The organism is Actinocorallia aurantiaca (assembly GCF_039533685.1).
Lineage (GTDB): Bacteria > Actinomycetota > Actinomycetes > Streptosporangiales > Streptosporangiaceae > Actinocorallia > Actinocorallia aurantiaca.
In genome coordinates this window covers 7,713-24,769 of record NZ_BAAATZ010000004.1, presented here as the reverse complement: position 1 = coordinate 24,769, position 17,057 = coordinate 7,713, and the positions used below count along the sequence as shown (strand labels likewise).

General features: G+C 70.7%; 20 protein-coding genes, 1 tRNA gene and 2 riboswitches. Of the genes, 13 read left to right on the top strand and 8 right to left on the bottom strand.

The annotated features are described in order from the left end of the window. Nucleotides 1-13: 13 nt before the first annotated feature. Genes murI through rdgB form a run of 4 tightly spaced genes read left to right on the top strand, consistent with a single transcriptional unit; the run spans nucleotide 14 to nucleotide 2,977 of the window. Nucleotides 14-835, top strand: a complete 822-nt coding sequence (gene murI / locus ABD327_RS05780) for a glutamate racemase (RefSeq protein WP_344449118.1) — start codon at nucleotides 14-16, stop codon at nucleotides 833-835. A gap of 27 nt (nucleotides 836-862) precedes the next feature. Further along, nucleotides 863-1,609 carry an MBL fold metallo-hydrolase gene (locus ABD327_RS05775; protein ID WP_344449117.1) on the top strand — a complete coding sequence of 249 codons (747 nt, stop codon included), beginning with the start codon at nucleotides 863-865 and terminating at the stop codon, nucleotides 1,607-1,609. Nucleotides 1,610-1,649: 40 nt separating this feature from the next. Beyond that, nucleotides 1,650-2,369 carry a ribonuclease PH gene (gene rph, locus ABD327_RS05770; protein WP_344449116.1) on the top strand — a complete coding sequence of 240 codons (720 nt, stop codon included), beginning with the start codon at nucleotides 1,650-1,652 and terminating at the stop codon, nucleotides 2,367-2,369. Beyond that, on the top strand, nucleotides 2,366-2,977 hold the full coding sequence (rdgB, locus tag ABD327_RS05765; RefSeq protein WP_344449115.1) for an RdgB/HAM1 family non-canonical purine NTP pyrophosphatase: 612 nt from the start codon (nucleotides 2,366-2,368) through the stop codon (nucleotides 2,975-2,977). Before rph ends, rdgB begins: the two co-directional genes overlap by 4 nt. A 16-nt stretch (nucleotides 2,978-2,993) precedes the next feature. On the opposite strand, the gene ABD327_RS05760 is transcribed toward rdgB, so the two are convergent. The 6 genes from ABD327_RS05760 to bcp all read right to left on the bottom strand — a co-directional run bounded on the left by ABD327_RS05760 (nucleotide 2,994) and on the right by bcp (nucleotide 7,456). Next, on the bottom strand, nucleotides 2,994-3,950 hold the full coding sequence (locus ABD327_RS05760; RefSeq protein ID WP_344449114.1) for an anti-sigma factor RsbA family regulatory protein: 957 nt from the start codon (nucleotides 3,948-3,950) through the stop codon (nucleotides 2,994-2,996). Next, complete coding sequence (locus ABD327_RS05755; protein ID WP_344449113.1) at nucleotides 3,932-4,819, bottom strand: MEDS domain-containing protein; 888 nt, start codon at nucleotides 4,817-4,819, stop codon at nucleotides 3,932-3,934. Before ABD327_RS05755 ends, ABD327_RS05760 begins: the two co-directional genes overlap by 19 nt. A 133-nt stretch (nucleotides 4,820-4,952) precedes the next feature. Next, the gene (locus ABD327_RS05750; protein WP_344449112.1) at nucleotides 4,953-5,870 is read right to left on the bottom strand and encodes an anti-sigma factor RsbA family regulatory protein; all 918 of its coding nucleotides are present in this window, start codon (nucleotides 5,868-5,870) and stop codon (nucleotides 4,953-4,955) included. Further along, nucleotides 5,870-6,724 (bottom strand): MEDS domain-containing protein, encoded by an 855-nt coding sequence (locus ABD327_RS05745; RefSeq protein WP_344449111.1) that lies wholly within the window; start codon nucleotides 6,722-6,724, stop codon nucleotides 5,870-5,872. Before ABD327_RS05745 ends, ABD327_RS05750 begins: the two co-directional genes overlap by 1 nt. A gap of 164 nt (nucleotides 6,725-6,888) precedes the next feature. Next, nucleotides 6,889-6,963 (bottom strand) — tRNA-Leu (locus tag ABD327_RS05740). A gap of 25 nt (nucleotides 6,964-6,988) precedes the next feature. Then, a complete protein-coding gene (gene bcp / locus ABD327_RS05735; protein ID WP_344449110.1) occupies nucleotides 6,989-7,456 on the bottom strand; it encodes a thioredoxin-dependent thiol peroxidase in 468 nt (155 codons plus the stop codon). A 116-nt stretch (nucleotides 7,457-7,572) separates the two neighbouring features. Between bcp and ABD327_RS05730 the strand changes: the two genes are divergently transcribed. After that, the gene (locus ABD327_RS05730; RefSeq protein ID WP_344449109.1) at nucleotides 7,573-7,875 is read left to right on the top strand and encodes a DUF3618 domain-containing protein; all 303 of its coding nucleotides are present in this window, start codon (nucleotides 7,573-7,575) and stop codon (nucleotides 7,873-7,875) included. Nucleotides 7,876-7,928: 53 nt separating this feature from the next. Here the strand turns inward: ABD327_RS05730 and ABD327_RS05725 are convergent, their stop codons facing one another. Beyond that, nucleotides 7,929-9,107, bottom strand: a complete 1,179-nt coding sequence (locus ABD327_RS05725; protein ID WP_344449108.1) for an amino acid deaminase/aldolase — start codon at nucleotides 9,105-9,107, stop codon at nucleotides 7,929-7,931. A gap of 56 nt (nucleotides 9,108-9,163) precedes the next feature. Then, a complete protein-coding gene (locus ABD327_RS05720) occupies nucleotides 9,164-10,060 on the bottom strand; it encodes a CE1 family esterase (RefSeq protein ID WP_344449107.1) in 897 nt (298 codons plus the stop codon). 146 nt (nucleotides 10,061-10,206) lie between these two features. Between ABD327_RS05720 and purU the strand changes: the two genes are divergently transcribed. The 8 genes from purU (at nucleotide 10,207) to ABD327_RS05680 (ending at nucleotide 16,997) form a co-directional block, all read left to right on the top strand. After that, on the top strand, nucleotides 10,207-11,043 hold the full coding sequence (gene purU / locus ABD327_RS05715; RefSeq protein WP_344449106.1) for a formyltetrahydrofolate deformylase: 837 nt from the start codon (nucleotides 10,207-10,209) through the stop codon (nucleotides 11,041-11,043). A gap of 37 nt (nucleotides 11,044-11,080) precedes the next feature. Beyond that, nucleotides 11,081-11,653 carry a YdeI/OmpD-associated family protein gene (locus ABD327_RS05710; RefSeq protein ID WP_344449105.1) on the top strand — a complete coding sequence of 191 codons (573 nt, stop codon included), beginning with the start codon at nucleotides 11,081-11,083 and terminating at the stop codon, nucleotides 11,651-11,653. A gap of 74 nt (nucleotides 11,654-11,727) precedes the next feature. Beyond that, the gene (locus tag ABD327_RS05705; protein ID WP_344449104.1) at nucleotides 11,728-12,330 is read left to right on the top strand and encodes a DUF6286 domain-containing protein; all 603 of its coding nucleotides are present in this window, start codon (nucleotides 11,728-11,730) and stop codon (nucleotides 12,328-12,330) included. Then, nucleotides 12,330-12,854, top strand: coding sequence for a hypothetical protein (locus ABD327_RS05700; protein ID WP_344449103.1), 525 nt, complete (start codon nucleotides 12,330-12,332; stop codon nucleotides 12,852-12,854). The genes ABD327_RS05705 and ABD327_RS05700 overlap by 1 nt, the downstream gene beginning before the upstream one ends. 264 nt (nucleotides 12,855-13,118) lie before the next feature. Continuing rightward, nucleotides 13,119-13,901, top strand: coding sequence for a TSUP family transporter (locus ABD327_RS05695; protein ID WP_344449102.1), 783 nt, complete (start codon nucleotides 13,119-13,121; stop codon nucleotides 13,899-13,901). Nucleotides 13,902-13,966: 65 nt separating this feature from the next. Continuing rightward, a riboswitch (glycine riboswitch) is annotated at nucleotides 13,967-14,066 on the top strand. Then, a riboswitch (glycine riboswitch) is annotated at nucleotides 14,067-14,159 on the top strand. A 104-nt stretch (nucleotides 14,160-14,263) separates the two neighbouring features. Then, on the top strand, nucleotides 14,264-15,358 hold the full coding sequence (gene gcvT / locus ABD327_RS05690) for a glycine cleavage system aminomethyltransferase GcvT (protein ID WP_344449100.1): 1,095 nt from the start codon (nucleotides 14,264-14,266) through the stop codon (nucleotides 15,356-15,358). Next, complete coding sequence (gcvH, locus tag ABD327_RS05685) at nucleotides 15,355-15,741, top strand: glycine cleavage system protein GcvH (protein WP_344449099.1); 387 nt, start codon at nucleotides 15,355-15,357, stop codon at nucleotides 15,739-15,741. Before gcvT ends, gcvH begins: the two co-directional genes overlap by 4 nt. Beyond that, nucleotides 15,738-16,997, top strand: a complete 1,260-nt coding sequence (locus ABD327_RS05680) for a serine hydroxymethyltransferase (protein ID WP_344449098.1) — start codon at nucleotides 15,738-15,740, stop codon at nucleotides 16,995-16,997. Before gcvH ends, ABD327_RS05680 begins: the two co-directional genes overlap by 4 nt. Nucleotides 16,998-17,057: the final 60 nt, after the last annotated feature.

Below are 17,057 nucleotides of genomic sequence, written 5' to 3'. Positions count from 1 at the left end.
AGCCTAGGTCGTCATGTCAGACGCGCCCATCGGTATCTTCGACAGCGGCTTCGGCGGACTCACGGTAGCCCGGGCCGTACTGGACCAATTGCCCGGGGAACCGATCCTCTATCTGGGGGACTCGGCGCGTCAGCCCTACGGACCGAGGCCGATCGCCGAGGTCCGCGGGTACGCCCTCGAGATGCTCGACCAGCTGGTCAAAGAGGGCGTGAAGATGCTCGTGATCGCCTGCAACAGCGCCAGCTCGGCGATGCTGCGCGACGCCCGGGAGCGTTACGACGTCCCCGTCGTCGAGGTGATCTTCCCGGCCGCCCGGCGCGCCGTCTCCGCCACCCGCAACAGCAGGGTCGGGCTCATCGCGACCCACGCCACGGTGACCAGCCGCGCCTACGACGACGCCTTCGCCATCGCACCGCACATCGGGCTCACCAGCGTGGCCTGCCCGCGCTTCGTGGAGTTCGTGGAGAGCGGCGTCACGATGAGCGAGGAGCTGCTCGACGTGGCGCGCGGGTACCTGAAGCCGATCATCGACGCCGAATGCGACACGTTGATCCTCGGCTGCACGCACTATCCGCTGCTGACCGGGGTGATCTCCTACGTCGTCGGCGACGGGGTCACCCTCGTCTCCAGCGCCGACGAGACCGCCAAGGACGTCTACCGACTGCTGCACGACAGGGGGCTGGCCCGCGCGGAGGCCGCCGCCCCACCCGTTCACCGGTTCCGCGCGACCGGTGACCCCGAGGTGTTCCGCATGATCGGGCGCCGCTTCCTCGGACCTGTACTCGGCTATGTCGAGTCGCCCTCGGACACGAGCGTGTTCCGTCTCACCCCATGAACCACAGTGTAAGTAGAGGAGCTCCCCGTGCGGGTGACCGTGATCGGCTGTTCCGGCAGCTTCCCGGGGCCTGACAGCCCCGCCTCCTGCTATCTGATCGAAGAGGACGGCTACTCCCTCCTCCTCGATTTCGGCAACGGCGCGCTGGGGACCCTGCAGCGCCATCACGACCTGTACGACATCGACGCCATCGCGATCTCCCATCTGCACGCCGACCACTGCATGGACCTGTGCGGCTACTACGTGGCGCGCAAGTACTGCCCGCACGGCGGCAAGCCCAGGATCCCGGTCTTCGGGCCCGAGCACGCGGCGACGCGGATGGCCGAGGCCTACGACCTGGACCTGGATCCCGGCATGACGGACACGTTCGACTTCACCCCGCTGACCCGCAAGTTCGAGGCCGGCCCGTTCGAGGTCGTCTGCGAGCCCGTCAACCACGTCATCGAGTCGTACGGGTTCCGCATCACCTCGGCGAGGGGAGGGTCGCTCGCCTACTCCGGCGACACCGGGCTGACCGACACCCTGGTGGGCCTGGCCGAAGGCGTCGACCTGTTCCTGTGCGAGGCCTCCTTCCTGGAGGGGGACAACCCGCCCAATCTCCACCTGACCGCGAAGGAGGCGGCCGACTACGCCGAACGCGCGCAGGCCGGACGTCTGGTGCTGACCCATCTCGTGCCCTGGAACGACGAGGAGAAGTCCCTCGTCGAGGCGAAGACCTCCACCTACGGGGGGCCGATCGACCTGGCCAGGAGCGGGACCGTCTACGAGTTGTAGCCCGCACCGGGGGCGGCGGCCGCACCGGTAGGCTGGCTCCATGGCTCGCCCTGACGGTCGCGTGAACGACCAGCTCCGACATGTCCGTATCCAGCGCGGCTGGCTCGACCACGCGGAGGGATCCGTGCTGGTCGAGTTCGGCGGGACGCGGGTCCTGTGCGCGGCCTCGGTGCAGGACTCGGTGCCGCGCTGGCGGCGCGACAGCGGGCTGGGCTGGCTGACCGCCGAGTACGCGATGCTGCCGCGCGCCACCAACACCCGCAACGACCGGGAGTCGGTGCGCGGCAAGCTCGGCGGCCGCACCCAGGAGATCTCCCGCCTGATCGGCCGCTCCCTGCGGGCGTGCGTGGACTTCAAGGCGTTCGCCGGCAGCACCGTCACCATCGACTGCGACGTCCTGCAGGCCGACGGCGGCACCCGCACCGCGGCCATCACCGGCGCCTACGTGGCGCTCGCCGACGCCGTCACCTGGATGCGCGACCGGAAGATGACCAAGGGCGACCCGCTCATCAGCTCGGTGTGCGCGGTCAGCGTCGGCGTCGTGGGGGGCGAGCCCCGGCTCGACCTCTGCTACGAGGAGGACGTCGTCGCCGGCACCGACATGAACGTCGTGTGCACCGGCGACGGAAGGCTCATCGAGGTGCAGGGCACCGCCGAGGGCGCGCCGTTCTCCCGCGAGGAGCTCAACGCGCTGCTCGACCTGGCCCAGCTCGGCTGCACCGACCTCACCATGATGCAGAAGGAGGCGCTCGCCCGATGAGCGAGGGCCTGGTGCTGGCCACCCGCAACCCCGGGAAGATCACCGAGCTGCGGGGTCTGCTCACCTCCTACGCCGTGGTGGGCCTGGAGGCCTATCCCGACGCCCCCGACGTGCCCGAGACCGAGCTCACCTTCACCGGCAACGCGCTGCTCAAGGCCAGGGCGATCGCCGCGCACACCGGGCTCCCCGCGGTCTCCGACGACTCGGGACTGTGCGTGGACGCGCTGAACGGCATGCCGGGCGTGTTGTCGGCCCGCTGGTCGGGCCGCTTCGGCGCCGGGCACCCGGAGGGCCGGGACCGGGCCAACCTCGAACTCGTCCTCGACCAGCTCTCCGACGTCGCCGACGCCGAGCGCGGCGCGCACTTCGTCTGCGCGGCGGCCCTCGTGCACCCGGACGGGCGCGAGCACGTGGTGGAGGGCCGGATGGAGGGCCGGATCATCCGGGAGCCGCGCGGCACCGGCGGCTTCGGGTACGACCCCGTCTTCGAGGTCGCGGAGCTGGGCCGGACCACCGCGGAGCTGACCCCGCGGGAGAAGTCGGAGATCAGCCACCGCGGCCGCGCCTTCCGCGCCCTCGCCGCCTACCTGGACGGCCTCGCGGGCTGAGGCGGCCGGCCGCGGGTCATTCGCAGGCCGTTCGCAGCCGCACCCGGGTGCCGTGGTAACCGGCCCGTATCTCCAGCAGGTCGACCAGCAGCCGGGCACTCCACAGTCCGAAGCCGCTGTCGACGGCGGTCTCCGGAGGCAGGAACCCCGTCAGCGCCTCGGGGTGCCACAGCCCGACGTCGGCGACCTCGCAGTGCAGCGCCCCGTCCTGACGCCAGACGCGGAACTCGATCGGCGGGGTTCCGTGCACCACCGCGTTGGTGGCGATCTCGTTGACCGCCATGCAGAGCGGGCCGAGCCTGTCCTCCGGCAGTCCCATCCGCAGCGCCCGCTCGGTGAGGAAGGAGCGCATCGGGGAGAGGTCCAGCGAGGTGACGGGCAGCCGGGCGGCGTCCGCGGGAATCTCCGGCAGAGGGAGCCGGTCGCGGCCCGCGTCGTAGTGCTCGGGACGGGTGTAGCTGTCGTTGTAGGCCGGGTGGAGCCCGCCCTCGAAGATCTCCGGATGGGTGCGGCGGGCCTGCTCGACGACCGGGGGAGGGGCGAGGGAGCGGTCGTAGGAGCAGATGACCTGCGCGTTCGAGCCGCCGAAGACCGCGTTCACCAGTGCCTCGTAGCGGCTCCACTCGCGCCGCTCCCAGTCCTGGTCCCAGTTCTTCCAGTCCAGCTCCGCCAGCGTGCGCAGCCTGACGGAGCCGACCTGGCGCAGCACGTCGTGGTAGGCGGCGATGGTGCGGACGGGATGCCGGTAGAACTCGGTCGCGTCGAAGAACTCGACCCGCTCCTTGTCCCGGCCCAGGACGTCCCTCAGCGCGTCGCGGCGGACGCCCGGGATCACGGCGATGATGTGGTCGCCGGTGGCGAAGCCCTCCCGCAGGAACGGCACGGCGGCCCCGAGGAACTCCTCGGTGCCGCTGTGCAGGAGGGCCTGGTGCACGAGCGAGGGCGTGGCGGCGGTCATGAGTCCGACCTCCATCCCCGTCCCTTGGCGATGCCGGGCAGCCGGTGGAAACCCACCATCTCGATCACGGTCTCCAGTTCCGGTGAGGGATTGTCCAGGACGAGCCGCCCGCCCCGGGTGAGGCGCAGGGCGTGGGTGCCCAGGAGGTTCAGCGCGCCCAGGTCGATGAATCTCAGGTCGGCCAGTTCGAGGTGGAGCTCGTTGCGCGGGTCGCTCACCGCGGTGAGGGTCCGGGTGAAGGCGTGGTGCCGCGCTCCGTCGATCTCCCCTTCCAGGCGGAGGCCGTAAGGGGCGTACGTCCGGGTCATGCGGAGCACGCCGTCGTCGTATTCGGGGTTCACTTCGACGAGTACCTCGTGGTGGTTCTGAAGTGTGGAGAGCGCCTCCGGGGTGCAGCGGCGCCGGTCCACCTGGCAGATCGCGGTGGTCAGAGTGCTGGGACCGACCAGGGCCTCGACCTCGCAGTCGCAGTCGAACATGAACCGGTCGCCTCCGGGCACGCCCGCCGCCCAGGTCATGTCCGCGGTGATGCGGACCCGGCGGAACCGCTGGTCGAGAGCCTGGGAGATCTCCTTTTCCAGGGTCCGGAACAGGGCGCGGGGAAGCCCCTGCCCGTCGTGGACGCAGGCCAGGTCCCAGGGGATCACCGACAGGTGTCCGGCCTCGGCGAAGGGCGTGGCGTCGATGCGGTGCAGGGACAGCAGCCCGGGAAGGTCGCGCGGGGTCGTGTCCGCCAGGTAGATGACCTTCTCTCCCGCCGCGAGGCCGTCGTAGATGAAGTCGCCCAGCACCCGCCGCTGCTCGTCGGGATGGGAGTACGCCAGCCACGCGTGGTCGCCCGGACGCAGTTCACCGACCGGGCGTTGCGTGAACCAGGTGTCCATGCTCCATCCTGAATGGTGCGCAGAAAAGTGTTTCCTTCGGCTGGCGTCAAGCGTACGCCGGGTCGGATCGATCAGGTGCGACTCTCCCGAGCTGATACGGAAATATCATGGCTAATGCATCTGCACGTGCATTTCATTTGCGCAGCGGAGTGCGAATACGAACCCGTGTGCCTTCGGGTCCCGTTCTGACCTGGACCAGGCCGCACAACATCCGCACCGCCCACAGCCCGAGCCGCGGGGAGTCGGACGCCCTCGGCGGCAGCCAGCCGGGACCCGGCTCCGCGGGTCGCCAGTGACCCCGGTCGCTCACCTCGCACAGCAGCGCGTCCGCCTCGCCCCACACCCGCAGCAGGACGGGCGGAGTCCCGTGGCCGAGCGCGTTGGTCACCACCTCGGTGACCGCGACCAGCAGCTGGTGCAGCGGATGCCCGGACAGCCCGTGCCGGCGGGCGAACGCCGTGACCAGGGCGCGCAGGTCCCGCAGGTCGGGGGAGTGCACGCGCAGCTCGACGGCGCGCGCGGGCGCCGTCGTCAGCGGCTGGTCGCACATCGCGCTGAAGGCCGCGGGATCCAGGTAGGACGGGTTGTCCTGGCAGCGCCCCTCCCGCGCCACCTGCGGGTGGGTCCGCCGCGCGCCGGCCAGGACGGGCTCCGGCAGGCCCTGGTGGTAGGGGCACATGACGGAGCCGTCCGTGCGGGCCAGCGCCATGTTGACCAGCGCCTCCAGCCGCAGCCACTCGACCGTCTCCCACGCCGGGCGGTCCGCCCACTCGGGCTCGCACAGCAGCCGCACCCGGCGGCCGCGTCCCGCCGCCGTCTCCATCTGGTGCAGGACCCGCGAGACGACCCGCGTCGGATGCTCGTAGAAGGAGGAGCGGTCCACATAGCGCACCTGTGTCCCGAACTTCTCGCGGAGCAGGGACGTCTTGCGCTCGCAGGTGACGGCCAGGACGGTCTCGTCCTCTTCCAGCCCGTCGTTCAGGAAGGGGAGAGCGGCCCGCAGGAACTCCTCGTCGTCCTCGTAGGGAAGCGCCACATGGGTCAGGGCCATCAGTCCTCATCCAGTCGGATACCCGGCAGCCGGTGCAGTCCGACCACCTCCAGCGTGGCGCGCACCCCGGGGGGAACCCGGTGCAGCACCACGGCACTGCGTGCTCCGCGTCTCCGCGTGTACTCGACCATTGTCCTCAAAGCACCGAGGCTGAGAAAGTCCAATTCGGAGAGATCAAGCTGAATTTCGTCGTCGCCGGGTGGGAGCGAGTTCAGCGCCTCGACGAAGTGCGTGTGCCGGGCGGCGTCGAGCTCGCCGCGCAGCCGCAGGCCGGGCGGCGAGTAGGTGCGGGTGATGCTGAGCACCGGGTCGTCGAAGTCGGGGTCGGGCACCACCCGCACCTCGTGGCGGGCGGCCAGCAGGTCGAACTGGGCGGGCGAGCAGCGACGCAGGTCCGTCTGGCAGATCGCGGTGACCGTCACGCTCGGCGCGACGCGTTCGTCCATCTCCCGCTCGCACACCTCGACGCGGGTGTCGCCGAACGGCTGGGCCAGCGCCCACGACATCTCGGAGGTGAACCGGACGCCGCGGAACTCCTGCTCCTCGGCCTTGGCGAGCTCGTCGGAGAGGGTCTGGAGCATCTTCTCCGGATCGAACATCCCGCCGGTGAGGCAGGCCTCGCCCACCGGGATCAGGCTCAGGAACCCCGCCCTGATGGCGGGGCGAAGGTCCCGCCCGTACAGGCCGGGAAGCTCCCAGTGCTCGGCGTCGGTCACGTAGATGACCCTGTCGCGGGTGCGCAGGCCCTGCTCGATCCACGCACCGATGACGTGGGCCTGCTCGTCGGGGGAGCCGAAGGGAAGCCAGGCATGGTCACCCGGAAGCAGGTCCCTGACCGATCTCCGGACGAACATGACGCCTCAGACCCCTCCCACCGTCGCGGACCCGTCCAATGTACGTCGGGTCGACCCTGACGGAAGGGTCTTTTTTTCATATATCGACTCGGGCGGCGCGAGAAGAGCGGCGAACGGTTCCGGAATGGAGAAAGGGACAGCCGGGCGGCTGTCCCTTTTCTCTGTGGGGCCGGTGGGACTCGAACCCACAACACGACGGACCTAAACCGCCGGCCTCTGCCAGATTGGGCTACGGCCCCGCGCGCTAAGACCTTACCAGCGCGCCTATGACCCGAGTTCCCGGCGAAGACGGGCCACGTGCCCGGTGGCCTTCACGTTGTAGTAGGCCTTCTCGATCCGCCCCTCCTCGTCGATGAGGAAGGTGGAGCGGATGACGCCCTCCATGACCCTGCCGTAGAGCTTCTTCTCCCCGAAGGCGGCGTACGCCTTCAGCACCGTCCTGTCCTGGTCGGACAGCAGGGGGAACGTCAGCCCGTCGCGCTCGCGGAACCTGGCGAGCTTGGCGGGGGCGTCGGGGGAGACGCCGACCACCGCGACCCCCGCCTCGGCGAGGTCCGGCAGGGACTCCTCGAAGTCCACGGACTCCTTCGTGCACCCGGGGGTCATGGCCGCGGGGTAGAAATAGAGGAAGACCTTCCGGCCGCGCAGCGAGGACAGGGAGAAGGGCTCGCCGTCGGCGTCGGGAAGCGTGAAGTCGGGGGCCTCGTCACCCGGCTCGAGACGATCTGTCACCTGGCATCCTTTCGCGGAGGGTGGTGCGGGGGACAAACTTACCCGCACTCGGGTCGGAGGCGGAGGTCCCGACCTGCAAGACTGATCGCCCACCGGAACTAGACGAAGGACGCGGGATGGCCGACAGAGATCCGGACCGGATCGAGCAGGAGATCGAGGGCGAACTCGAGGCCCTCGCCCGGAACATCGACGCGATCGCGGACCGGGTCAGCCCGAGCAATGTCGTCCACCGGACCGGGGACCGGGTCCGCGAGGAGCTGCACCAGGTGGCGGTGACGGTCGGCTCGATCGTGAGCCCGGGGGACGAGGACGGCTCGCCGCTGACCGACGAGCAGCGCAAGCGCGCGCTCATCATCGGCGGGGTGATCCTGGTGGGTGTCACCCTCCTGGTGATGCGGGCGCGGCGCGGCGGAAAGTAGCGGACGGCTCCGGCCCCCTCCTCTCGGGAGGGGCCGGAGCCGTCTCGCGTCCGCTACAGGAAGGTGCGCCCCTCGCCCCGGTAGGTGGGGACGGTGCGGACGAGGCGTTCGTCGCGCACCAGGTGCACCGCGTCGAAACGTTCGCACAGCTCGCCGGCCTTGGTGTGCCGGAACCAGACCCGGTCGCCGACCTCCAGCCCGGCGGTGCCCGGCCCGACGAGCGGGGTCTGCACCTCGCCGGCGCCCTCGGTGCCGGTGTACTTCAACCCGGACGGCAGGTAGGGCTGCGGCAGCCGCAGCGCGTCGGCCGGCCCCGAGGCGAGGTATCCGCCGCCCAGGCAGGTGACGGTGCCGGGTGCGGGGCGCCGGACGACGGGCAGCGCGAACAGGGCGGCGGGAGTGGCCTTGAACATGCTGTAGTGGTCGAACAGGTGCGGCTGGAACAGGCCCGACCCGGCGGCGACCTCGGTGACGGCCTTCTCCGCCGAGGTCCACTCCAGGCTTCCGGTGCCGCCGCCGTTGACGAACTCCAGGTCGGCGACCTCGCGGACCGCCCGCACGATCTCGCCGCGCCGCCGCGCGAGCTCCACCCTGGAGCGGGAGCGCATCGCCTTGACGGCCAGACCGTAGGCGGGCCGTCCGGCGGGCGCGTCGCCGACCCCGGCGATCTGGGACTCGTAGCCCATCAGCCCGACCAGCCGCAGGTGCGGCCGTTTGGCGATCTCCTCGGCGAAGGCCGCGGCCTGCCCGGCGGTGGCCAGGGGGGAGCGTCGCGCGCCGATCTTGACCCGGCCGCCCAGCACCGGGTAGGCGGCGTCCATGTCGAGGCACACGCGGACGGGGTGGCCGCCGGAGGGGATGAGCTCCAGGTGCTCGGGGCAGTCCACCATGAGAGTGACGACGCGGGCGGCGTGCTCGTCCCGGGTGAGGCGCAGGAGGGCCGCCCGGTCGACCGTGGGGTAGGCGACGAGGATGTCGTCGCTGGTGCGGTGCTCCGCCAGCCAGAGGGCCTCGGACAGGGTGAAGGCCATGACGCCCGCGAAGCCGTCCATGGCGAGGACCTCTTCGAGCAGCGCGCGGACCCGGACGGACTTGCTGGCGACCCTGATCGGCTTGCCGTGCGCCCGGCGTGCCAGCGCCTCGGCGTTGGCGCGGAAGGCGGCGAGGTCGACGATCGCGAACGGGGGGTCGAACTCCGCGGTCGCGAAGTCGTAGCGCGCCTTGAGATCCATGCGTTCACTTTCCCATAAAAAGTGAAACATGAAAAGTATTCGCGTCTGTTGGGCGGTCAGACCGAGGAGAAGAACGCCCAGAGCCGGGCGGCGGTTCCCTCGGGCCAGACGTGACCGCCTCCGTGCGGGCAGAACCGCACCACGGCCTCGCCCCGGGCGGTACGGCAGGAGCCGTCCTTCCGCAGGGAGCCCGCCCCGAGAGCCTTGCGCCAGAAGCCCACCGCGTGGGAGACGGGGGTGAAGGGGCGCTCGTCGTTGAAGTCCCGCTGACCGCCGCCCCCGTAGGGGACGGACCTGTCGGCCCTCCCGTGGACGATCATCACGGACACGGGCTCGCTCGGCTCGCAGTCGATGATCAGCGAGGCCGAGACGACTCCGATGGCCTTGACCCCGCCCGGCCCCTCGCAGGCCATGCGGTAGGCCATGCCGCCTCCGTTGGAGAAGCCCGAGACGTAGACCCGCGCCGGGTCGGCCACCCCGGCGCCGACCAGCCGGTCGATCAGCTTCTCCAGGAACCCGACGTCGTCGACGCGGCCCAGCTTGGCCGGGCCGCAGCACGGGCCGGCGTTCCAGCTGAAGGCGAAGCCCTCGGGGTAGGCGACGAGGAAGCCCTCGTCGTCCGCGACCCCGTCGAAGCCGCTGAGCTCCTCGAACTTCTCGGCGTTGGAGGCCCCGCCGTGTACGGCCAGCACCAGCGGCAGGGGGCCGGGGGAGTCGCGCAGCCCCGGCGGGACGCGCAGCCGGTACTCGCGGTGCCCGGGCGTGCCGACCTCGAGCTTGAGCTTGTGGGTGCCCGCCGTGGTGGGGACGCCGTCCTGTTCCGCGGGGCGGCGGGTCCCGGTCCCGTCCCCGGGCGTCTCGCCGGACCGGGACGGGCCGGGGTCCCCGTCCTCGGATCCGGCGCATCCGGAGAGGAGGACGAAAGCGAGCAAAATAGCTAGAAGCCGACGCATGTCCTTGAATGTAGGCACACGCTCCGCCGTCCAAACACGGCGCCTCCGGACAGCGCATAAAATTGCAAGTCTCCATGCCCCGGACGTCCTGCTCAGAGGCGTCGCGTCCGAGCCCCGGCCCGCTCCGGCCCACCGAAGGTGAAGAGTTGAGCTACATCCTCACGCTGTCCTGCCCCGACCGCCCGGGCATCGTCGCGGCGGTCTCCGGCCTGCTCGCCTCCCGGCAGTGCAACATCCTGGAGAGCCAGCAGTACGGCGACCAGGACGCCGGACGGTTCTTCCTGCGCGTGCAGTTCAGCGCGAAGGAGGGCCTGGAGGAGCTCCAGGGCCTGTTCGCGCCGATGGCCCGGGAGTTCGCCTTCGACTGGCACCTGAGCGACGCCGCCACCCGCATGAAGGTGCTGATCATGGTGTCCAAGGAGGGGCACTGCCTGAACGACCTGCTCTTCCGGGTGCGTTCGGGCCTGCTGGACATCGACGTGGTCGCGGTCGTCTCCAACCACCCCGACCTGCGCCCGCTCACCCAGTCGTTCGGGATCGACTACCACCACCTGCCGATGTCGATGGGCAAGCCCGCGCAGGAGGCCGAGATCCTCACCCTGGTCCAGCACTACGACGCCGACCTGGTGGTGCTCGCCCGGTACATGCAGATCCTCACCGACGACCTGTGCGCCAAGCTGCAGGGCAAGGTGATCAACATCCACCACTCGTTCCTGCCGTCCTTCAAGGGCGCCAAGCCCTACCACCAGGCGTACAAGCGCGGGGTGAAGCTGATCGGCGCGACCGCCCACTACGTGACGCCCGACCTGGACGAGGGGCCGATCATCGAGCAGGAGGTCTCCCGGGTCGACCACACCCACACCCCCGAGGACCTGCGCCGGGTCGGCCGCGACATGGAGTGCCTGGCCCTGGCCCGCGCCGTGCGCTGGCACGCCGAGCACCGGATCCTGCTGAACGGCGAGAAGACGATCGTCTTCCGCTGAGCCGGAAATGTCGTAGGAGGCCGTTAGCGTCGGCGGCATGAGGGATCTGCCGACACTCGCCTTCCCGTCCCGGGCCGCCTTCGAGGAGTGGCTGGAGGCCGAGCACGAGACCTCGCCGGGGCTGTGGCTCAAGTTCGCCAAGAAGGGCTCCGGCGTGGAGTCCGTCACCTACCCCGAGGCGCGCGACGCGGCATTGTGCTTCGGCTGGATCGACGGGCAGAAGGCCTCCTTCGACGAGACGTACTACCTGCTGCGGTTCACCCCCCGCGCCCGGCGCAGCAGGTGGTCGCAGGTCAACACCGAGCGCGTCGCCGAGCTGACCGCCGAGGGCCGGATGCGCCCGGCGGGGCTGGCCGAGGTCGAGCGTGCCAAGGCGGACGGCCGGTGGGAGCGGGCCTACGCCTCGCCGAAGAACGCAGTCGTCCCGGAAGACCTCCGGGCGGCGCTGGACGCCGTGCCCGCCGCCGCGGCGGCCTTCGCCGCCCTCGACGGCACCAACCGCTACTCCATCCTCCACCGGGTCGAGGAGGCGAAGCGGCCGCAGACCCGCGCCGCCCGGATCGAGAAGTTCGTGGCGATGCTGCGGGAGGGCGGCAGGCTCCATCCGTGACCGGCGGGGAACCACCGGGAAAGACTCGGGTCCCGGAAGATCGCTGAGGGTGTTCGCTCGGTTACTGTTCCTCTATGGGGGAGACGCTGGTCACTGAGCTGTTCGGGGATTCGGCGCGACGCCGTGAGGCGCGCAGGCGTACGGCCAGGGAGTTCCAGAAGGAGCGGACGGCGGCCGAGCTGACCGTCGCCTTCGCGATGGCGGCGTGCGGCGGGGTCGGAGCCGCCGAGGCTCTGGCCCGGAGGTACGGCCATTACCTCGTGCCGTACGAGTGGACGGAGCGGCTGAACACCGGGTTGCGGTCGCTGCTGTGGGGCGACCCCTCGGTGGAGCTGGCCGGCTACCTCCTGTGGACCGCGGGCATGGTCCTGCTGCTGCTGGCGGTGCTGCCGGGCCACGCGCGGCTGGAACTGCTCAAAGGCGATGATCCGGCGGTCTCGGCCGCTCTGACCAGGGAGGGGCTGCGGCGGGCGCTCGCGGACGCGGCCCTGGGGGTGCCGGTGGTCGAGGGGGTCAGGGTGCGCGTCGGCTGGAAGATCAAGGTCAGGGGGTACGTGCCGCGCGGGACGCCCCCCGAGGCGCGGGAACCGCTGCGCAGGGCGGTGCACGCCAGGCTGGAGGAGATCCGCCCGCAGCGCCGCCGGCCGGTCGTCGTCCGGCTGGGCCGGCGCGGCTGATGGCGCGCAGGGGACTGGCGCTGGCGGGGCTGGCGCTGTGCGCGACGAGCGGGGCGGTCCTCGCGATGAACCGGTTCCTGGGGGGCCGGGCGGTGCTCGGCGAGGGCACCTCCGACTTCATCGCCGGGCACGTCTGGTTCTGGCCGGTGGTGACGGCCCTGCTGGCCATGACGGCGGTGCTCGGGGTGTGCTGGCTGCTGGCCCAGGGGCGGGCCGCGGCGCTGCGCCGCCTCACTCTGCTGGGCGGGCGCAGGAAGGCGCTGACGAACGAGGCGGTGGCCGCCCTCACCCGGGAGGTGATGGGGATGCCCGGGGTGCACGACGTGCGCGTCCGGTTCACCGGCACCAGGTCCAGGCCGCGGGTGATGCTGCAGATCCTCTGCCACGAGAGCGCCGATCTGGGGCTGCTGCTCACCCGGATCGGAGAGGACTCGCTGGTGCGCTTCCGCGAGGTGATCGAGATGCCGGACCTGCACGCCGTCCTGCGGTTCCGGCTGGTCTACCAGGAGACACGTATCGCCTAAAGAGTGCTCTACCAGCATTTGCCGGTTATAAGAGCGCAAGGCATCGCCACGCTTCGTACAGTTCTAAGCAAGTTGCTCTTAGTCCTCGCACAGGAGGTGTCGATCAGCAGTACCAGCGACATCCTGTCCCATGTTCCGGTCAGTGAAGGGGGTCTGCGAGAGATCGAGACAACAGAGCTAGACCTTCTGCTCGAGACCGGCGACGCGTGACAGCGTCGCCGGTCTCATGCTCCCGGGGCGGGAGTTTTATGTGATCCTGGTCGGGTGAGTGGGGAATTCTGGCAGACCGGCCTCCTCGGCCTCTGCGCCGGGCTGCTGATCTCGGTGGTGACCGCGCCCGTGGGCGTGTCCGGAGCGGTGTTCCTGCTCCCCGTCCAACTGAGCGTGCTCGGCGTGCCCAGCCCGGCGGTCACCCCCACCAACCTGCTGTTCAACGTGGTGGCGGGCCCCGGAGCGCTGATCAGGTTCCGCAGGACGGGGCAGCTGACCGGCCCCCTGGCCCGGCTGCTGCTGGCCGGGACCGTCCCCGGTGTCGTCGTGGGGGCGGTGATCAGGGTCTTCGCCCTGCCGGGCCCCCGGGTGTTCAAGCTGCTGGTGGCCGCCTTCCTGCTGCCGCTCGGGCTGTGGCTGTGCCTGCGGACGGTGAGGCCCTCCGCCGGACCGCCCGCCGCGGACCCGTCGCGCTCCTCGGTGTCCCTGCTGGCGCTGGGAGTCGGGGTCGTCGGCGGGATCTACGGAGTCGGCGGCGGCTCCCTGCTCGGCCCGATCCTGGTGGGCCGGGGCATGCCCGTCGCGGTGGTGGCCCCCGCCGCGCTGGCCGCCACCTTCGTCACCTCGATCGTGGGAGCCGCCACCTACGCCGTCCTCTCCCTGCTCACCCCCGGAGACATCGCCCCCGACTGGACCCTGGGCCTCCTGTGCGGGCTGGGCGGCCTGATGGGCGGCTATCTGGGCGCCCGCCTCCAGCCGCGGCTCCCCGAGAAGGCGCTGAGGCTGCTGCTGGGCGGGCTCGCCATCGCCGTGGCCCTGCTCTACCTGGCCGGCTGAGCCGCAGGAGGGAGGCGTCCTGAGACGGGAGGGAGAGCAGGCCCTATAGTGGGAGCGGCGCCGAATGATCCCTTGCGGGAGAGCGTCCGGGCCCCTCGGGTCCGGGCCGCCGAAGGAGCAATTCCTCCCCGGAACCTCTCAGGCAGCAAGGACCGCAAGGGTGGGCGGCCTCTGGAAAGAGAAGGTCCGTGAGCCTTCCGCCGAAGGTGAAAACCCTCACGGGTGAAGCTCTCAGGCAAGCGAGACAGAGGGGGAGGGCCCACTCAGCAGGTGTACGGATGGGACGATGGGAAACGTTCTGCCGTGTGCCGGTCGCAAGGAGCTCACCCGCGGTGTCCAACGCCTCTGAAAAGCCCGCTTCGATGGATGCATCGAAGACACTGAAAACGACGCCCCTGTACGAGCTGCACAAGGAGCTCGGCGGCAACCTCGTCGACTTCGCGGGGTACCTCATGCCGCTGCGCTACGGGTCCGAGACGGCCGAGCACCAGGCCGTGCGGACCAGCGCCGGGATCTTCGACATCTCGCACATGGGTGAGATCTTCGTTACAGGCGAGCAGGCCGCCGAAGCGCTGGACCACGCGCTGGTCGGCAAGGCCTCCGCGCTGGAGGCCGGCCGCGCCCGCTACACGATGATCGTCGACCCCGAGGGCCGGGTGCTGGACGACCTGATCGTCTACCGGCTCAGCCTGCACGGGTTCCTCGTCGTGGCCAACGCCTCCAACGCCCCCGTGGTCGCGGAGGAGCTGCGGCGGCGGGCCGCGGACTTCGAGGCCTCGGTCGACGACCAGTCCGAGAACTACGCGCTGATCGCCGTCCAGGGCCCGAAGGCGCAGGCGATCCTGGAGCGGCTGACCGACGCCGACCTGGCCGGGCTGAAGTACTACGCCATGATCAGCGGCACGGTGGGGGGCGTGGTCGCCTTCATCGCCCGCACCGGGTACACCGGAGAGGACGGCTTCGAGCTCTTCGTCGAGGCGGGCGACGCGGTCCCGCTCTGGCAGAAGATCGTCGAGGCGGGCGGCGACGAGGTCGTGCCGTGCGGGCTGTCGGCGCGCGACACCCTCCGGCTCGAAGCGGGCATGCCGCTGTACGGGCATGAGCTGACAGCGGAGCTGACCCCGTACGATGCTGGTCTCGGCCGGGTCGTACGGCTGGAGAAGGACTTCGTCGGACGCGACGCCCTCGCGGCCGTCGCCGAGGCAGAGCCGTCCCGCAGGCTCGTCGGGCTCGTCGCCCGGGGCAGGCGCGTCCCGCGCGCGGGATACGCGGTCATCGGCGACGACGGCACCGAATGCGGCGTCGTGACCAGCGGAGCGCCTTCTCCGACTCTGGGCAAGCCCATCGCCATGGCCTACGTCGGGACCGGCAGCACGCCGGTCGCCGTCGACATCCGCGGAAAGCACGAACCGGTCGACGTCGTCGACCTGCCCTTCTACAGGAGAACAGACAAGTGAGCGTTCCTGAGCAGCTCCGTTACACCGAGGAGCACGAATGGGTCTCGGGCCTGGACGGTGAGGACGGCGTCGTGACCGTCGGGATCACCGACTACGCCGCCGACGCCCTCGGCGACATCGTGTACGTCTCGCTGCCCGAGGAGGGGCAGGCGGTGACCGCGGGCGAGCCGTGCGGCGAGGCCGAGTCCACCAAGTCGGTCTCCGACATCTACTCGCCGCTGTCCGGCGAGGTCGTGGCGGTCAACCAGGGTGTCACCGAGGACCCCGCCACGATCAACGCCGACCCGTACGGCGAGGGCTGGCTGTACCGGATCCGGATCGACGACGACAACCCCGAGTTGCTCGACGCCGAGGCCTACTCCAAGATCATCGAGGAAGCATGAGCACCCTTTTCCAGCACCTGTCCGAGGTCGACCCGGAGGTGCACGAGGCGGTCAGGGCCGAGCTGGGCCGCCAGCAGCACACCCTGGAGATGATCGCCTCCGAGAACTTCGCCCCGGTGGCGGTGCTCGAGGCGCAGGGGTCGGTCCTCACCAACAAGTACGCCGAGGGCTACCCGGGCCGGCGCTACTACGGCGGCTGCGAGTACGTCGACGTCACCGAGCAGCTGGCGATCGACCGGGCCAAGGAGCTGTTCGGCGCCGAGCACGCCAACGTCCAGCCGCACTCGGGCGCGCAGGCCAACACGGCCGTGTACTTCGCGCTGCTCGACCACGGCGACACCATCCTCGGCCTCGACCTGGCGCACGGCGGGCACCTGACGCACGGCATGCGGCTGAACTACTCGGGCAAGTTCCTGAACGTGGTGCCCTACCACGTCCGGGAGTCCGACGGCCTGGTCGACATGGACGAGGTCGCGGCGCTGGCCGCCGAACACCGGCCCAAGATGATCGTCGCGGGCTGGTCGGCCTACCCGCGGCAGCTGGACTTCGCCCGGTTCCGCGAGATCGCCGACTCGGTCGGCGCGCTGCTGTTCGTCGACATGGCGCACTTCGCGGGCCTGGTGGCAGCCGGGCTGCACCCGTCGCCGGTGCCGTACGCCGACATCGTCACGACCACCACGCACAAGACCCTCGGCGGTCCGCGCGGCGGCCTGATCTTGGCGAAGGAGGCCTTCGGCAAGAAGATCAACTCCGCGGTCTTCCCCGGCATGCAGGGCGGTCCGCTGGAGCACGTGATCGCGGCCAAGGCCGTGGCGCTCAAGGTCGCGGCGTCCGAGGAGTTCAAGGACCGCCAGCAGCGCACCCTGGAGGGGGCGCGGCTGATCGCCGACCGGCTGCTCCGCGAGGACGCCGCCAAGGCCGGTGTGAAGGTGCTGACGGGCGGCACGGACGTGCACCTGGTCCTGGTCGACCTGGTGGACTCCGAGCTGACCGGCCGCGACGCCGAGGACCGGCTGCACGAGATCGGCATCACGGTCAACCGCAACGCCGTCCCCAACGACTCGCGCCCGCCGATGGTCACCTCCGGCCTGCGGATCGGCACCCCGGCCCTGGCCACCCGCGGCTTCGGCAAGGAGGACTTCGAGGAGGTCGCCGACATCCTCGCCCTGGCCCTCCAGCCCGGCTTCGACGCCCCGGCCCTGAGCGCCCGCGTCAAGGCCCTGGCCGACGCGCACCCGCTCTACCCGGACCTGTAGTCCGCCCCGAGCACCGAGGCCCGTCCCGAAGCCGCCGAGACGGCTCACAGGTGAGGCCCC

Excerpts from the sequence above, each read along its gene's own strand:
- murI (WP_344449118.1), top strand. The coding sequence starts at position 14 with ATGTCAGACGCGCCCATCGGTATCTTCGACAGCGGCTTCGGCGGACTC.
- rph (WP_344449116.1), top strand. The coding sequence starts at position 1,650 with ATGGCTCGCCCTGACGGTCGCGTGAACGACCAGCTCCGACATGTCCGT.
- rdgB (WP_344449115.1), top strand. The coding sequence starts at position 2,366 with ATGAGCGAGGGCCTGGTGCTGGCCACCCGCAACCCCGGGAAGATCACC.
- ABD327_RS05760 (WP_344449114.1), bottom strand. The coding sequence starts at position 3,950 with ATGGAGGTCGGACTCATGACCGCCGCCACGCCCTCGCTCGTGCACCAG.
- ABD327_RS05755 (WP_344449113.1), bottom strand. The coding sequence starts at position 4,819 with ATGGACACCTGGTTCACGCAACGCCCGGTCGGTGAACTGCGTCCGGGC.
- ABD327_RS05750 (WP_344449112.1), bottom strand. The coding sequence starts at position 5,870 with ATGGCCCTGACCCATGTGGCGCTTCCCTACGAGGACGACGAGGAGTTC.
- ABD327_RS05745 (WP_344449111.1), bottom strand. The coding sequence starts at position 6,724 with ATGTTCGTCCGGAGATCGGTCAGGGACCTGCTTCCGGGTGACCATGCC.
- ABD327_RS05730 (WP_344449109.1), top strand. The coding sequence starts at position 7,573 with ATGGCCGACAGAGATCCGGACCGGATCGAGCAGGAGATCGAGGGCGAA.
- ABD327_RS05725 (WP_344449108.1), bottom strand. The coding sequence starts at position 9,107 with ATGGATCTCAAGGCGCGCTACGACTTCGCGACCGCGGAGTTCGACCCC.
- ABD327_RS05720 (WP_344449107.1), bottom strand. The coding sequence starts at position 10,060 with ATGCGTCGGCTTCTAGCTATTTTGCTCGCTTTCGTCCTCCTCTCCGGA.
- ABD327_RS05710 (WP_344449105.1), top strand. The coding sequence starts at position 11,081 with ATGAGGGATCTGCCGACACTCGCCTTCCCGTCCCGGGCCGCCTTCGAG.
- ABD327_RS05705 (WP_344449104.1), top strand. The coding sequence starts at position 11,728 with ATGGGGGAGACGCTGGTCACTGAGCTGTTCGGGGATTCGGCGCGACGC.
- ABD327_RS05700 (WP_344449103.1), top strand. The coding sequence starts at position 12,330 with ATGGCGCGCAGGGGACTGGCGCTGGCGGGGCTGGCGCTGTGCGCGACG.
- gcvT (WP_344449100.1), top strand. The coding sequence starts at position 14,264 with ATGGATGCATCGAAGACACTGAAAACGACGCCCCTGTACGAGCTGCAC.
- ABD327_RS05680 (WP_344449098.1), top strand. The coding sequence starts at position 15,738 with ATGAGCACCCTTTTCCAGCACCTGTCCGAGGTCGACCCGGAGGTGCAC.